The organism is Arthrobacter sp. MYb221 (assembly GCF_002979835.1).
GTDB lineage: Bacteria > Actinomycetota > Actinomycetes > Actinomycetales > Micrococcaceae > Glutamicibacter.
In genome coordinates, this window is the sequence record NZ_PCPW01000025.1 from 1 (window position 1) to 15,722 (window position 15,722).

The 15,722-nt window shown below is 59.2% G+C and carries 15 protein-coding genes and 1 tRNA gene; 5 read left to right on the plus strand and 11 right to left on the minus strand.

Going from position 1 to position 15,722, the window contains the following annotated elements; translation table 11 throughout:
- Positions 1-80: 80 nt before the first annotated feature.
- The 11 genes from CQ015_RS18260 to CQ015_RS18315 all read right to left on the minus strand — a co-directional run bounded on the left by CQ015_RS18260 (position 81) and on the right by CQ015_RS18315 (position 11,320).
- Positions 81-153, minus strand: a tRNA-Ala gene (locus CQ015_RS18260).
- Between the two features lie 82 nt (positions 154-235).
- Positions 236-604, minus strand: a complete 369-nt coding sequence (rsfS, locus tag CQ015_RS18265; protein WP_105552234.1) for a ribosome silencing factor — start codon at positions 602-604, stop codon at positions 236-238.
- A gap of 48 nt (positions 605-652) precedes the next feature.
- Positions 653-2,242: a hypothetical protein gene (locus CQ015_RS18270; protein ID WP_105650823.1), complete on the minus strand. Its 1,590-nt coding sequence runs from the start codon at positions 2,240-2,242 to the stop codon at positions 653-655.
- An 81-nt stretch (positions 2,243-2,323) separates the two neighbouring features.
- Positions 2,324-2,929, minus strand: a complete 606-nt coding sequence (gene nadD, locus CQ015_RS18275; RefSeq protein WP_096284973.1) for a nicotinate-nucleotide adenylyltransferase — start codon at positions 2,927-2,929, stop codon at positions 2,324-2,326.
- 2 nt (positions 2,930-2,931) lie between these two features.
- Complete coding sequence (locus CQ015_RS18280; protein ID WP_258133458.1) at positions 2,932-3,126, minus strand: hypothetical protein; 195 nt, start codon at positions 3,124-3,126, stop codon at positions 2,932-2,934.
- Positions 3,127-3,247: 121 nt separating this feature from the next.
- On the minus strand, positions 3,248-4,543 hold the full coding sequence (locus CQ015_RS18285) for a glutamate-5-semialdehyde dehydrogenase (RefSeq protein WP_258133459.1): 1,296 nt from the start codon (positions 4,541-4,543) through the stop codon (positions 3,248-3,250).
- Between the two features lie 22 nt (positions 4,544-4,565).
- Positions 4,566-5,711 (minus strand): glutamate 5-kinase, encoded by a 1,146-nt coding sequence (proB, locus tag CQ015_RS18290; protein ID WP_105552238.1) that lies wholly within the window; start codon positions 5,709-5,711, stop codon positions 4,566-4,568.
- A gap of 2 nt (positions 5,712-5,713) precedes the next feature.
- On the minus strand, positions 5,714-7,297 hold the full coding sequence (gene obgE, locus CQ015_RS18295) for a GTPase ObgE (protein ID WP_105650824.1): 1,584 nt from the start codon (positions 7,295-7,297) through the stop codon (positions 5,714-5,716).
- Positions 7,298-7,423: 126 nt separating this feature from the next.
- On the minus strand, positions 7,424-7,678 hold the full coding sequence (gene rpmA, locus CQ015_RS18300; protein WP_096254657.1) for a 50S ribosomal protein L27: 255 nt from the start codon (positions 7,676-7,678) through the stop codon (positions 7,424-7,426).
- A gap of 49 nt (positions 7,679-7,727) precedes the next feature.
- Positions 7,728-8,036 carry a 50S ribosomal protein L21 gene (gene rplU, locus CQ015_RS18305; RefSeq protein ID WP_096284983.1) on the minus strand — a complete coding sequence of 103 codons (309 nt, stop codon included), beginning with the start codon at positions 8,034-8,036 and terminating at the stop codon, positions 7,728-7,730.
- Between the two features lie 230 nt (positions 8,037-8,266).
- Positions 8,267-11,320 (minus strand): Rne/Rng family ribonuclease, encoded by a 3,054-nt coding sequence (locus CQ015_RS18315; RefSeq protein WP_105650826.1) that lies wholly within the window; start codon positions 11,318-11,320, stop codon positions 8,267-8,269.
- Between the two features lie 495 nt (positions 11,321-11,815).
- On the opposite strand from CQ015_RS18315, the gene CQ015_RS18320 reads away from it, so the two are divergent.
- The 5 genes from CQ015_RS18320 to CQ015_RS18340 all read left to right on the plus strand — a co-directional run bounded on the left by CQ015_RS18320 (position 11,816) and on the right by CQ015_RS18340 (position 15,649).
- Positions 11,816-12,436: a vitamin K epoxide reductase family protein gene (locus CQ015_RS18320; protein ID WP_105650827.1), complete on the plus strand. Its 621-nt coding sequence runs from the start codon at positions 11,816-11,818 to the stop codon at positions 12,434-12,436.
- Positions 12,429-12,812, plus strand: a complete 384-nt coding sequence (locus CQ015_RS18325) for a DUF2809 domain-containing protein (protein WP_105650828.1) — start codon at positions 12,429-12,431, stop codon at positions 12,810-12,812. Before CQ015_RS18320 ends, CQ015_RS18325 begins: the two co-directional genes overlap by 8 nt.
- Positions 12,813-12,971: 159 nt before the next feature.
- Positions 12,972-13,556 (plus strand): GNAT family N-acetyltransferase, encoded by a 585-nt coding sequence (locus tag CQ015_RS18330; RefSeq protein ID WP_105552244.1) that lies wholly within the window; start codon positions 12,972-12,974, stop codon positions 13,554-13,556.
- 186 nt (positions 13,557-13,742) lie between these two features.
- Positions 13,743-15,038, plus strand: coding sequence for an AI-2E family transporter (locus CQ015_RS18335; RefSeq protein ID WP_105552245.1), 1,296 nt, complete (start codon positions 13,743-13,745; stop codon positions 15,036-15,038).
- Positions 15,039-15,118: 80 nt separating this feature from the next.
- A complete protein-coding gene (locus CQ015_RS18340) occupies positions 15,119-15,649 on the plus strand; it encodes a GNAT family N-acetyltransferase (protein ID WP_105650829.1) in 531 nt (176 codons plus the stop codon).
- Positions 15,650-15,722 lie beyond the last annotated feature (73 nt).

A 15,722-nucleotide genomic window follows, 5' to 3' on the forward strand; every position in this document is an offset into this window, starting at 1 on the left:
CGATGGCCGAGGGAATCCGATAAAAATTTGTAAAGCATGTCGCGACTCATCTGTAAACGATGTCTCGACTCTTCACACTGTGGAGGTAAGGGGATTCGAACCCCTGACCTTCTGCATGCCATGCAGACGCGCTACCAACTGCGCCATACCCCCAAAAGGATTGCTACCTGATAAGGCAACTCACTAATCATAGATGAATGCCGAATCAGGAAGCAAATCCCATGCTACTAGGGCTTTATTTGGCTTCCGTAGCAAGTTCAATGACTGGGCAGTCCGACCATAGACGCTCTAGCGCATAAAAAACTCGGTCTTCCTGGTGCTGTACGTGTACAACAACGTCTCCGTAGTCCAGGAGGACCCAACGGCCCCTGCCGAATCCTTCACGGCGCACCGGGCGAATCTCGAACTTTTCGAGTACCTTGGCCTGGATCTCATCAACAATTGCGTTTACCTGTGGCTCAGAGCCACCGGAGACGATAAGGAACGCGTCGGTTACGCCCAGTCGTTCGGCGACATCAAGTGCCACAATGTCTTCTGCCAACTTGTCCGCTGCGGCCAATGCTGCAACGTTAACGAGGGCGATAGAGTCTGCGTGTGCTCCCATGAAGTGGGGTGTCTCCTTTTAGAGGTATAGATCAAGAACTTAATTGTCCTACGAAGTAAGCGAACTGATCAACATGACAATGCCCGCAACAAGCGCTGCACCGCCGACGCTGAGCGCCGCGATCATAGCAATCAGCCTGTTATTTGCCCGTCGCACACCGTGGGTCTGAGCGTCCAGAGGCTGTAGCCCTTGGGCATTCACCGCATCGATGCGCGGCATTTCCACATTCGCTTGCGCGTCCCCTGCTTCAGCTGGAGCGGGAACCGATGAGGCCGGTGCCTTGGGCTTTGAACCCGACGCTGGCTTGCTTGCGGATTTCGCTGCAGGTTTCGGCGCGGGCATCGCCTGAGGTTTGGGCGCTGCCGGCGAAGTTTTGCCAGCTCCAGCTTTTAACTCGGAGTTGACTACAGGCTTTACAGTTTTTGGCGCTGGTTTTGCCGGAGCTTTCGCATTGCTTGGCTTCTTTGCAGCCTGCGAATTGTGCTTCAGTTTGTCAGATAATTTGCCGCTGGAATCAAGATCTAGCGAAACACTTTCCGTCTGCGGGCCCTGCACGCCGGTCTTGGCGATGCGGTCTTCGACTTCACGAATATTGCCCAGAGCCCCGGTGAACGGATCAGACAGGGCCTGTTCCTTGCCGCTCTTGGCATTCTCAATCCGGAGCCGTTCGCGTTCTGCCGCCCGGCGAGAAATGATGGCTGCACGTGCTGCCATCTCACGCTGATGGGCAAGAACTTCGAGATCAATCTCACCGTCATCATCGTTCAAAAGATTCGGATCAACGAGTGTTTCGGGAGCATGTGAACGTCGTGCGGCCAGCGCTTCCTCGACACTCATCACGGTGGTTTCCGGCGAGTCGTCTGTAGCCGTAGGTTTGGCCAACGGCTTAGCGGTGCCCTGCTTCGGATTTGCTGCGTCCGGATTCTGTTCCGCTAGCGACTGAAGTCGTAGCTGACGGCGAGTCAGGGGCTTGGGATCTTCGGCTGGTTCGACCGTTGGAATGTTTGTGGTGAGTGCGCCGACTTCTTCTTCAAGGCGTCGACGCTCACGTAGCGCTTCTCGGTCGCGAGCGCGGCGCAAGGAAGCGCGCTCCCCCATTGGCCTATCCGCTGCATCGTGCGACGGGTCGGCAGCCGGTGCTGAACCAGCCGCGGGCTTGGCCTTCGGAGCGCTGGAAGCCGACTTGGCCGGAGTTGGCGCCCCCTTAGCCTGTCCGGGCTTGGCCGGCGACGGTGCGGCCTTGGCTTGTTCGTCCTTTTTAGCCGGAGCTACGTTCTTCGCCTGTTCGGCGGGTTTCTCGGCGACCCGCTTCGGCTCGGCAGCCTTGCCGGACGCGGTCGGAGCGTTGGCCGGCGTCGAGGCCGGAGTCTTCGCCGCTGCCGGCTTATTCGAACCTTGGCCTTGCTGCGCGCCAGCTACCGGCTTTGCAGGGGCTTTTGGGGCAGGGGAGGAAGTTTTCGGGTCAGCTGGGCTGGCACCTGCCGAAGGCTTTGCATCCTTCTTTTCAGTTGCCTTCTGATCAGCGAGCTGCTTGGCATCCTGCTCGGCTTTACTGCTCGCCAGCATGGATTCCATTTCAGCGCGCCGCTTTTCACGCAAAGCACGCCGGCTTGAAGCCGGCTGCGTGTTATCGCTCATCCTGTTCTTCTCCCGACCGCTTAGACAAATACCGTCACCCTTACCTAGAGATTATGCCGTGTTGGACGCATCAATGTGAGGTTACGACTCGGTATAAAGCCCATATTTTGCAATGTACTGCACCACACCGTCCGGCACCAGATACCAAACGGGCTTGCCTTGGGCTATGCGCCCACGACAATCCGTGGAGGAAATCGCCAATGCTGGGATTTCTAAAAGTGAAACGTTCTCTTGCTCAAGTTCTGGCAGCACATGACCTGGACGACTCACGCCAACAAAGTGCGCCAGGTCCCAGACCTGATCGACGTCCTTCCAGCTGGCGATTTTGCTCAATGCGTCCGCACCAGTGATGAAGAACAGTTCGGCCTCTGGCCGTTCGGCACGAAGATCAAGCAACGTGTCGTGCGTATACGTTGCACCCTCACGGTCGATGTCGACGCGGCTCACGGTGAAACGTGGGTTCGACGCAGTAGCGACCACCGTCATCAGGTAACGGTGCTCTGCGGCGGTCACGTCTCGCGCAACCTTCTGCCAGGGCTTGCCGGTAGGCACGAAGACCACTTCGTCTAAGTCGTACTCGGCCGCAACTTCACTGGCAGCGACCAAGTGACCATGGTGGATGGGATCAAAAGTACCGCCCATCACGCCGAGGCGCAATGGGCGGTTCTTGTTCAGTGGATCCGCCAAGACTAGTGCTTGTCTCCGTGGACCTTAAACTGACGGTGAATGTCTTCCACTTCGTCGTGATCTGCGTGACGCAGGCCCACGTTGGTGTAGGAAACCGTGACCAGCAGCAGAACCATCAGCGCGACGAAGATGCCACCACCGACGATGATTGCCATGGTATGTGGGTCAATGCCGGTGGATGCAGCTTCAGAAGCCATAATCAGCGCGTTCAACTTATTTCTCCAGACGTTTTATCGAGACCAAATCTGCAACGCAAATACAGGTCCGAAAAGTAACGGTACGATTCTTCTACATCCTACCGAAGACAGGGGGTATAAACTATTTACGAATGTGCCCGTCGCCCTGAACGATCCATTTGGTGGTCGTCAGTTCCGACAAGCCCATCGGTCCACGCGCGTGCATCTTCTGCGTGGAGATACCTACCTCGGCACCCAGCCCCAGCTCGCCACCATCGGTAAAGCGGGTCGAGGCGTTGACAATCACTGCCGCAGACTCGATTTCCGCGATGAACCGTTCGGACTCGGCCAGAGATGAGGTAATGATCGCTTCGGTGTGTCCGGTGGAGTATTCGCGGATGTGCTCCAGCGCTTCGTCCATCGTGTCTACCAGCTTCACCGCGATATCCAGGTCAAGATACTCGTTGCGCCAGTCATCTTCACCGGCAGCTATCGTTTCCAGCTCTGGGACCAGTGCCGCCGCGCGGGCGTCGGTGTGCAGCGTAACCCCGGCCTTGGCCAAGGCCTTGAGCACGCCCTGTGCTGCCGGAGCGTCCTTGGAGACGAGCAACGTCTCTACCGTATTGCACACGCTCGGACGGTGCGTCTTGGCGTTGAGCAGGATATCGGTTGCCATTTTCTCATCGGCGCTGGCGCCCATGAAGATATGGACGTTGCCCTCGCCGGTCTCGATGACCGGAACCTTCGCGGTGGTGACCACACGCTGGATCAGGTCGCGGCCACCGCGTGGAATCAGCACGTCGATGCGTCCGCGCGCTGCCATCATCGCGTCTGCGCCTTCGCGTCCGTATTCGTCCACGGAGATCACCAGGTCACGAGGCAAGGAAACGGATTCGAGAGCATTGCGGATGTAGCCCACCAGGGCTACATTCGAGTTCAGCGCCGCCGAGCCGCCACGCAGCAATACGGCGTTGCCGCTCTTCAGGGACAGCCCTGCGATATCGACTGTCACGTTGGGGCGGGCTTCGTAGATGGTGCCGATCACGCCCATTGGGACGTTGATCTGCCGCATCCGCAAGCCGTTGGGTAGCGTTTCGCCGCGTACGACGCGGCCGACGGGATCTGGCAGTCCGATGAGCTCTTCAAGGGCGGAGATCAAACCGTCGATACGCTGATCATCAAGTTTCAAGCGGTCAAGCAGTGCGGCGCTGGTGCCGCGTTCACGGCCATTTTCAAGGTCTTTGGCGTTGGCCGCCATAATTTCTCGGCGATGGCTATCAATGGTCTCTGCGATGGCACGCAGAGCCTTATCTTTCCAATCACGGTTTGCCCGCGACAGAGTGCGCGAGGCCCGGCGGGCACGATCTGCCAGCTGGTTGACCGACGCGAATACATCGGTGGTGGATTCGGTCTTTGTTTCGGCTGAATCTAGACTCATATCTCCCATTCTATTGGCCTCCTTAGATCAAGGCCAGATCATCGACATGTACTACGGCTTTGTCGTAACCCTCGCCGAGCAACTCGGCCAGTTCGACGGTAGTGCGTCCAAGCATTTCTGGAAGCTCTTCAGCCGAGTAGTTCACTAGTCCACGACCAATGACGTTCCCGTCTGCATCGCAAATTTCCACTGCGTCCCCGGCTTCGAATTCTCCGCGAATCGAGGTGATGCCAGCGGCAAGCAAGGAATTCGTTCCGTCGGCAACCGCACGCACCGCACCGGCATCCAGGACCAGCCGGCCTTCGGAGGAGGCAAGGTGCGCCAGCCACACGTCACGGGCCGAGCGGCGCGTGTTGCGCGCGGCGAACCAGGTTCCCACGTCTTCGCCCGCCAGTGCCTTGGCGGCGTTGTCGGTGCTGGTCACCAGCGTCGGAATACCCGCCGAGGCGCTCATGGTGGCCGCGTCGACCTTGGTGATCATGCCACCGGTGCCAACGCCGGCCGCTCCCGGAGTGCCCAAATCGACAGCGTCGAGCTCATCGGGGTGGCCCACATGCGAGATGCGGCTTCCGCCGTCCTCCGGGTGCGCGTCATAAACCGAGTCGACGTCGGAAAAGAGCAGCAGCGCATCGGCCTTGATCAGGTGGGCAACCAGCGAGGCGAGACGGTCGTTGTCGCCGAATCGGATCTCGCGGGTAGCTACCGCATCATTTTCATTCACGATTGGCAGCACGCCCAGGTTCAGCAAGCGCGTGAGCGAACGCAGCGCATTGGTGTACGTATTGCGGTGCATCAGGTCATCTGCCGTCAGCAGCACCTGGCCGACATTGATGTCGTGTCTTGCGAATTCCTGGGTGTACTGCGCCAGCAGCAATCCCTGTCCTACGGCCGCTGCCGCCTGCTGGGTGGCAAGGTCTTTGGGACGCTTTTCCAGCCCTAGCGGCGACAGTCCGGCGGCGATGGCGCCAGAGGAAACCAAAATTACTTCGGTGTCATCGTGCAGCGTGTGTGCGAGCGTATCTGCCAAGAACTTCAACCGCTCGTGGGAGATCCCGCCGCTGACGGTTGTCAACGAGCTGGATCCCACCTTTACGACTACGCGTCTTGCTTGGGGTAGATCTCGAAGTGAGGAAATTGAAGATAATGTCTTAGTTGCTCGCACATTCATACTTAGTCTTCCTTATCTGCTGCCCGATTCTGAGCAGCGCGTTCAGCGTTCTTCGCATGTACCGATTCGGTCCAGATGCCCGCCCGACGCTCGGCTTCAAGCTCTTCGCGTGCGGCGGCTTTCGCCGCGCGACGCTCATCATGCTCGGCGCGCTTTTCTTCACGCGTCTTTCGGTTTCGGTCTTCCAGGCGGATGTCCTCGCCACGGCGCGAGCCGAGCAATTCGGCCCCGGCTGCCATGGTTGGCTCCCAGTCGAAGACTACCGAGTTATCTTCGGCACCGATAACGACCGCGTCGCCTGGCTTGGCGCCGGCCTTGAACAACTGGTTCTCAACACCCAGCTTAGCTAGGCGGTCCGCCAGGTAGCCGACGGCCTCGTCGTTACGGAAGTCGGTCTGCACGATCCAGCGCTCAGGCTTCTCACCGATCACTCGCCAGAGTGGTTCGAAGTTCACTTCTTCGCGGCGAATGATGAATTCCGTCTTCTTGCCGGTGCGCTGACGCAGCATCGGAACTTCAACGATCGGGGCTTCTTCAACACGCTCGGAGCGTGCCTGTTCTACCAATTCAGCCATGGCGAAGGTCAATTCGCGCAATCCATTACGTGCCAGTGCGGAGATTTCAAAGACGCGGTAGCCGCGCTTTTCGAGCTCTGGGCGCACAAACTCAGCCATGTCGGCGCCGTCGGGCATATCTACTTTATTGAGCGCGATAAGCTTCGGGCGCTCGGTCAAAGCAACGCTAGTGCCGTCGGTTCCAGCGAAGCTGGAGTCGGCTTCATAGGCTGCCAGTTCCGCTTCGATGGTTTCCAAATCGTGGATCGGGTCGCGGTCGGTTTCCAGCGAGCCGCAGTCGAGCACGTGCACGATCGCGGCACAACGCTCGACGTGGCGCAGGAACTCATGGCCCAAGCCCTTGCCTTCGGAGGCACCGGGGATCAGTCCGGGCACGTCGGCGACGGTGAAGCGCACTTCGCCGGCCTGCACGACGCCCAAGTTGGGCACCAGCGTGGTGAATGGGTAGTCGGCGATCTTTGGTCGTGCCGCGGAGATCGAGCCGATCAGCGAGGATTTACCGGCCGATGGGTAGCCCACCAGTGCGATATCTGCGACGGACTTAAGTTCCAGGACTACTTCTTGGCCGGTACCCGGGGTACCGAGCAGGGCGAACCCTGGGGCCTTGCGCTTATCGGAAGCGATGGCCGCGTTGCCCAGTCCGCCCATGCCGCCTTGTGCGGCGAGGAACTCATCGCCGGTCTTGACCAGGTCCGCAAGGATGTCACCATCCTTGGACTTGACCACGGTGCCCGCAGGCACGCCGAGGACCAGGTCTTCGCCCTGCTTGCCGGGGCGCAGTCCGCCCTGGCCAGGCTCGCCGTTGTTGGCCTTGCGGTGCGGCAGGTGGTGGAATTCAAGCAGCGTGGTGACCTGCGGGTCAACGCGCAAGATGACATTTCCGCCGTCTCCGCCCTTAGCCCCGTCCGGTCCGCCTAGGGGCTTGAACTTCTCGCGCTTGATGGACACACAACCGTGGCCACCATTACCTGCGGTGACATTTAGAGTTACGCGATCAACGAATGCAGCCACGGGGCCATCTTCTCCTATAACGGGGGTGCGAGTTACTACTCGCTTAAAGTCTATCTATACGCACACAAGGGGCGGACCGAAATCGGCCCACCCCTTGTGCACTCAAAAAATTGTCTGTCGCCTAAATTAGGCAGCAGTTACAATGTTCACCACGCGGCGACCACGACGGGTGCCGAACTCGACTGCGCCAGCAGCCAAAGCGAACAGAGTGTCATCCTTGCCACGGCCTACGCCGGCGCCTGGGTGGAAGTGGGTGCCGCGCTGGCGAACGATGATTTCGCCTGCCTTGACATCCTGACCGCCAAAGCGCTTTACGCCTAGGTACTGTGCGTTGGAATCGCGACCGTTGCGAGTGGAACTCGCACCTTTCTTATGTGCCATGCCTTTTAGCCTCTTTCGCTACAAAAATGGTTAGTACGATCAGCCCAAATTAGGCGATCGAGGTGACCTTGACCTTGGTCAGAGCGGCACGGAAGCCCTGGCGCTTCTTGTAACCGGTCTTGTTCTTGTACTTCTGGATAACAATCTTCTGGCCGCGAAGGTTTTCTACAACCTCGGCGGTGACCTTGACCTTAGCCAGGTCGGCAGCGGCGGAAGTTACCTTCTCGCCATCTACCAACAGCAAAGCTGGAAGGTCAATAGAGCTACCTAGGGCAGCCTGAAGACGGTCTACGGTGATGAGGTCTCCAACGGAAACCTTCTCCTGGTGGCCGCCTGCGCGGACAATTGCGTACACCACGTGGGTACTCGCTTCTACTCGACGTTTATTGTCTTACCGGCGCAGAAATCAACCCGGACGCCTGATAAATCAGGCACCTTATTCAGGGATCTCATGCGCTTGTGCCTTGACGCCGAGCGGATCAGAAATCCGTGATCTTGGCGTTTAGCACCGATGAACCAGATTACGCTAGTCCACACCACTGGGGCAAATACAAACTGCCCCAGCGGGTGAAGCGTGATCAACTTCATCTATTTCAGTTCACGAACCGGAACCCCAACTCCGAGCATAACCGGTTGCCCGGCAGCCTCGGCTGGCTTTTCGTTTCGTGCACTGTTGGTATCCATCTGGACCACCGAACCGGTGGCAGCGGATACCTCCGCCACACGAACCTCTGCATGCGCATCGCCCTGGACCGAGGTGGCCCGACGACTGCGACGCTTTGGCTGCGTGGAACTCTGTGGGGCCGCAGCAGCTGCTGCGGCCGGTTTGCCCTCCGCGGTGGCCGCGGCAGCGGCAACCTCGGCCTGCGAGGCGGGCATCGCAAGTCCGGTCAGCGTTGGCTGGTCCGAACCGGTTGGCGGCGCAACCGACTCGCTCTGAGCACGCGTGGCCCGACGGGAGCCGCGCTTGCGTGCGCTTGGCGCAGGCTGCTCTTCCGCAACCGGGGCCTGCGCCGGTGAAGGCTCGACCTCCGGCGTGGAGGATTCGTCCGCGCTCTGCTCGCTGGCTTGCGCCTGCTCGCCCTGGCCGCGGCCACGGGAACGCGAACGTGAGCGACGGCGTGACTTGCGCCCGCCCTCGTGCTGCTCGGCGCCTTCGGCTTCTTCTCCCCCGGGCAAAGCTGCTTCCAGAGCTTCCAAGGTCACCGAGGCATCCTCGGCAGCGGCATCCGAAGGTGCTGCTGCGGCCTTGGCGACCGGCATGGTAGCCCCATCGAACTTCAATCCCGATTCAGCTGGCTGATCGAGGTGCGAAGCGGCGGCAATATTTGCCAACGCGTTGCGGGTCGCCTCGTGCTGCTCCCCGCCCTCTGCCTCGGCGTTTTCGGTTCCATGCTCGCTGGCCTTCGGCTCATCGCGTTCGTTGCCGCGACGGCGACGACGCTCGGAGCGAGGAGCCGCAGACTTCTCCGCGAACTTCTTGGCGTGCACTTCGCCCGAAGCGTTGAAGGACTTGCGGTGCTCGACCGGCTCTTCGTGCGTGACGAAGCCGCTGCCGGCACATGCTTCACAAGATTCACCGAAGACCTCAAGCAGGCCGGTGCCCATGCGCTTGCGGGTCATCTGCACCAGACCAAGGCTGGTGACCTCGGCGACCTGGTGCTTGGTCCGATCCCGGCCCAGGCACTCGACCAGACGGCGCAGCACGAGGTCGCGGTTGGCTTCCAGGACCATGTCGATGAAGTCGATGACGATGATGCCACCGATATCGCGCAGGCGCAGCTGGCGGACAACTTCCTCGGCCGCTTCCAAGTTGTTCTTGGTCACGGTCTCTTCGAGGTTGCCGCCGGAACCGGTGAACTTTCCGGTGTTCACATCGATCACGGTCATCGCTTCGGTGCGGTCGATAACCAGCGAACCGCCCGATGGCAGGAAGACCTTGCGATCCAGTGCCTTGTTGATCTGCTCGTCGAGGCGGAAGTTGCTGAAGATATCTTCGGACTGCTCCCACTTCTCCAGCCGGCTCATCAGGTCCGGGGCCACGTACATGACATAGGCCTCGATGGTGTCCCAAGCCTGTTCGCCGGAGACGATCAGCTTGGTGAAGTCTTCGTTGAAGACGTCTCGCACCACCTTGATGGTCAGATCCGGCTCCGAGTACAGCAGCTCCGGGGCCAGGGTCTTGGTCGAGGAAGATTGCGCCTCGATACCTTCCCACTGGGCACGCAGCCGGTTGATGTCATTGGTCAGCTCTTCTTCGGAGGCGCCTTCGGCGGCGGTGCGGACGATGACGCCCGCATTCTCCGGCAGGTGGTCTTTCAAAATCTTCTTCAGGCGCTGGCGTTCTACGTCTGGAAGCTTGCGCGAAATACCGGTCATCGAACCGCCCGGCACGTAGACCAGGTAACGACCAGGCAGGGAGACCTGGCTGGTGAGCCGTGCTCCCTTATGTCCTACCGGATCCTTGGTGACCTGCACGAGCACCGAATCCCCGGCCTTCAACGCGTTTTCGATACGACGCGGCTGGCCTTCCAGCCCTGCGACATCCCAGTTGACTTCGCCGGCGTACAGCACAGCGTTGCGGCCGCGCCCGATATCGACGAAGGCGGCTTCCATGGATGGCAGCACGTTCTGCACCTTGCCCAGGTACACGTTGCCGATCAGCGAATCCTGCTGGGTTTTGGAGACGAAGTGCTCGGCGAGCACGCCATCTTCCAAGACGCCGATCTGGATGCGGTCCTCGCGCTGGCGCACGATCATCTTGCGTTCCACCGATTCGCGGCGAGCCAAGAACTCGGCCTCGGTGATCACCTGACGGCGGCGGCCGGTCTCGCGGGATTCGCGGCGGCGCTGGCGCTTGGCTTCCAAACGGGTGGAGCCGCGCACCGAGGTGACCCGGTCCGAAGCGGGGATATGCGCTTCGGTGCTGGCACGCGGAGCGCGCACACGGGTGACGGTGTTTGGTGGATCGTCCTGCGAACCACCGTCGACCTCCAGATCAACATCTCCGCGACGGCGCCGCCGGCGGCGGCGTGAGGACACATCGTCTGCTTCCAGATCCTCGTCCTTCTGGCGCGAGGCGGGTGCAGCTTCGGGCTTGGCGGTGTTCGCCACCGCATGCTGCACCACCGTGTGCGCAGCTTCCGGGATCGCGAACGGGTTCATGATCATGGAGCTGCCGTGTTCGGCTAGCAATGCACCGGTGTGGTCCTCGACTGAAGACTCGAAGACCTCGGCACCCTTTGCCGGTTCGGTCACCGCGGGCGCCAGCTTGATGCCGGTTTCTTCCGGTGCCTGCGCCGTAGTGGTCACCGGAGCCTGTGCGGAAGTCACTTCCTCAGCCACTTCCTCGGAGGCCGAGGCTGCCTGTTCGACTGCGTCGCGGGCGGCCTGCTGGCGGCGTTCGGCTTGGCGGCTCATGCGCTTGACCGAGTCAGGAGTGGATACCTGGGTACGACGCGTTGCGCGCCAACGGTATGGGCTTTCTTCGACTCCGGCTGCGGCGTTTAGCTCTGCCAGGGTCAACGCACGCCGCAATGGACGTGATGGGGTGGTGGCTACAGTGGTACGGCGGGCTCGTGTTGAACGATTGCCTCGCTTACTTCCCTGTGCCCCTCCTTTTCGCTGATTTGATGCGCTCATTTAAATTCGCGTGCTCCTAGTTTAAATTCCCGCTTCGGCGACCTCCACAGACGGTGCCTAGGCTGAAACAACATTCGTCACGTGTCTTTCGGCCGTCTTCGTGAGTCGGCCAGACACAAAAGTCCTTGTGTGTTCCGCATCTGGGTTCTGCCCTGAATCAATTTTCCGATTCAAGAGAACTAGCTGCGGTTCAACGTGGCCATTGAAAACCGGCTGCTTTCCTTTGCAGCCCTACGATCCGCGGTATTCCTACGGGAGGCGCACGTAATGGGCACTCAACCGAAGCGATGCATCGCTTGACGATCTGTCGTTTCAAAAGTCTGTCGTCGGGTTGAAAGCAGACTGTGGATCCGCGAACAACCTCTTCCATTCTCTCATAGTTCGTTCATCGCTAGTTCACCAGCTCATATATATTGCACAGAAAAGCTTCATAGTATGTGAAAAGCAAGGTGCGCAATGACCCGCATTCGTCTGAACATATGGAATAGTCAAGACATGGTTTCATCACTTGAGAGTCCTCAGAACTCGGGCGTGTTGCCCTGGTGGGCAAAAGAACGCGGCTTCGGATTATTCGCCGTGCTCACCGGCACGATTGCTTGGGTCGCCTCAGGGATCCTAGTCCTTGAACGCCTCGAGCTTTACAAAGACCCCGACTACATCACCGGGTGCGATATCAACCCCTGGGTTTCCTGCGGCACCGTCATGAAATCCGACCAAGCTCAATTGCTCGGTTTCCCGAACCCGCTACTGGGCATCGTCCTCTTTGGCGTGCTGATTACCATCGGAATGGCGCTGCTGGCCGGCGCCAAGTTCCGCCGCTGGTTCTGGATTGGAGTGCAGGCCGGAGTGACGCTGGCCATGGCGTTCATCGCCTGGCTATGGTCCCAGGCTTTGTATGAGATCAATGCCCTGTGCCCCTACTGCATGGTCGTGTGGGCGATGATGATTCCGCTCTTCGTCTTCACCACTTCGCGCAATATCGTCACTGGGGTCATTCCCGCATCCGAAGGCGTGAAGAAGTTCGCCAAGGAATGGAGCTGGATCGTCGTGGCGATCTTGTGGGTTTTGGTTATCGCATCCATCGTTCTCCGCTTCCCGAACGCGTTCTTTGGATAGCCTCACCCGGCGCCGAATCATTCTGGGGATCAGTGCTTGTGCGCTGGTCCCCCTTGGCTTGTTCCTGCGTTTTCTACCTTGGGGGCTCGTCGCCGACCTGGCCGGCGGGGTCTTATACGCGGCGCTGATCTATGTTGTAGTCGCCTTCATTGCCCCAACGCGCTCGTGGCTCACCGTCGGGGCCTGGGCGCTAGGGTGGTGCGTGGCGGTAGAGCTGCTTCAGCTCACCTCCTTGCCGCGAGAGGCTGCGGCCCGTTTTCCGCCCTCGCGGTTGGTATTAGGCACTGGCTTCGCAGCGATGGATCTTCTGGCCTATTGTGTTGGCGTGCTGCCTGCTGCGCTGGCGGATCGAGCGGCACGCCGCGGTCGGGCCTAATTCCCGCTATCAGCGAAAGACCGCGGCGGAGCTGTACCGCTAAAAACCTGATGAACACGCGTATTATCGATGGTTTCTGGCTTCCTTCCATGCCTAGGCACGAGTCTTTAAAATGACGCAGGTCACCCGCCTCCAAGCTAAAGCGACTAGATTAGGGTCATGGGAAGCCACAAATGGAATACAGAAAACGCCCAAGATTACGGCATCAATCTACTGACCTCGGACACGATCCGGCTACGCGAACTGCAGGATGAAGATCTATCGGTCCTGGCCCAATGGTGGAATAGCCCGGAGTTCATGGCGCTGCAGGGAAATATCGTACTTCCGCATCCCGGCGTCGAAGCCGCAAACCTATTCAAGAGCTGGAGCCTGAACCGAGGCACCAAGGATGGTGTGGGCCTTTCAATTACGTTGCCCGATGACACGCTAATCGGCCACACTGCACTCTACAATTTCAACGCCCCGGCCCGTTCGGCGGATCTCATGCTGATGATCGGCGGTTCGAATGTGGGGCAGGGATACGGCACGGTCGCAACCAAGATGATCGTGGACTTCGGCTTCCGCGAAATGGGGCTGAACCGAATCGGGTTGGGGATCTGGGCCTATAACGAGCGGGCCTTGCGCACCTTCTCCCGCGCCGGTTTCCGCGAGGAAGGACGCAACCGCCAGGCTGGTTTCCACGATGGGGCGTTCCACGACCGCATTCTGATGAGCCTGCTGGCTGACGAGTATTTCGGGCGCTAACCCGGGAACTTGGAAATTGGGGTGTTTCTTCAACCTTAGGTGGAGAAACACCCCATTTTCATGTGCTTTGAGCGCGTAAAAGCGAAAGCCAACGCCGAAATAGCGTTTCCTCGGCGTTGTGGCGATTCCTAATCAACTCGTTAGCCTATTGTTGGAGCTAGTTAGTATCAGTCTCAAGGAGCACCAATGGATTTTCTCCGCAAGCTAAAGTTACCCAAGCGCAAGCCACCGGCTGCTCCGGCACCGGCTCCGGAACCTCCGGTAGGTGAATTGCTCAGCGAGTCAGAGGTTACCAAGCCAAACTTCACCGTGCATTCCCTGTGGACGGATATGCTCGGGCGCCTCGGAATCCGTAGCGCCCAGATCTTGATCGTTGGCACCCTAGCCACCTTCTTCATCATCGGACTCTTGCGACTGACGATGATCGTCATTCCGACTTTGCTGGCAGTGATTATCTCCTGCGCGCTATGGCCCTTGGTGCTGAAGCTTCGCAAGGTCTTTTCTCCATTGATCTCCGCCTGGATCGTCTTCCTCAGCTCCCTGCTGGTTCTCGGCGGCATCGGCACCGGATTGGTCTTCTCGGTCATCAAGGAATGGCCAAAGCTGGTTGACCAAGCGGTTGAAGGCTTCAATCAGCTCAATGACATGGTGCAGGGATTCATCGGCAATATGCCATTGTCCATCGATCAGAGCCAGATCGACGGCGTCGTGGACACGGTGACCTCGTTCTTGACCAGTTCCCAATTCGGCACCGGCGCCCTGAACACGCTCAGTGCCGCAGGTAGCTTCGTGACGGGCTTGATCTTGCTCCTGGTGATCTTGTTCTTCTTCCTGAAAGACGGCGACCGGATCTGGGCCTTCGCAGTGTCTTGGACGCCCAAGCACTACCGCAATAAGTGGATCCTTTCCGGTGACCGTGCACTGCGCACCTTCGGCGGCTATATCCGCGGAACCGCTACCGTGGCTGCGGTGGACACCTTGGGCATTACCGCAACCTTGCTGATCTTGCAGGTTCCGCTAGCGCTGCCCCTGGGCGTGATCGTGTTCCTCGGTTCGTTCATTCCGATGGTTGGTGCCACCGTGGCAGGCATTTTGGCTACACTGATTGCCTTGGTCACCAATGGTCCAGTGGTAGCCCTGATCGTGCTGGCTGCGGTAATCCTGGTCAATCAGCTTGAGGGCAACTTCCTTCAGCCAGTGGTGATGGCGAATGCATTGAACTTGCACGCGCTGGTGGTCTTGATGGCCTTGACCGCTGGTACGGTGCTTGCAGGTATTATCGGCGCCGTGCTGTCCGTGCCGCTGACCGCCGCAGCGTGGGCAGTGATCAAGGTGTGGACCGATCGCGATAATTCGAATGCGGTGGATGACGCGAAAAAAGACATCCGCGAAAAGGTCAAACCCGAGGAGAAGCCAAGCCTCGTGGAAAAAGCCAAGGAAACCGCTAACCCAGAGCCTGCAGCTAGCGCCGACAACAGCTAGCATTTTCTTGCCTACGGTCTTGGCCTCGTCCCCTGGATGAGGCCAAGACCTTTTTTCTTCCCCTTCAGAAAGGAATTTTGATGACTTTACCCGATCGAGAAGTGATCGCCACCCGAGCGGGTGTGTCGTTGGGGCGATACCGAGCTTCGGATTTCGCAGCGGTCCACGAGTACGCCACGGACCCCATGGTCTACCGGTATGCCGAGTGGGGTCCGAATTCCGCAGAGCAGACCCGGCAGTACCTCTTGGAAGCCAGTCTGCCCAACAGCCAAGCGCTGACCTTGGCGGTCCTCGTCGATGAACAGGTGATCGGCGGCGCGGCGGTGTGGAGCACCGATGCCGACCACCGCTGCGGAGAACTCGGCTATAGCCTGAATCGTAAATTCTGGGGTCGCGGCTATGCCACGCTGGCAACGAAGATGCTGCTCGATCTTGGATTTTCTTCCCTGGATCTGCACCGCATCACAGCGACTTGCGCCCCCGAGAATTCGGCCTCCAGACGTGTGCTGGAAAAGGCCGGGTTCGCCTACGAAGGGCATTTGCGCGAGCATAAACTCGTTGGCGATCGACGCCGCGATTCCTTGCTCTTTGCACGGCTCGCTACCGACTAGCCCGGGTATTTCATGAAGGCCGGTAGTCATTAACTGACTTAAAAGATGAAAAGGTGACCTGAACAGGGAAAAT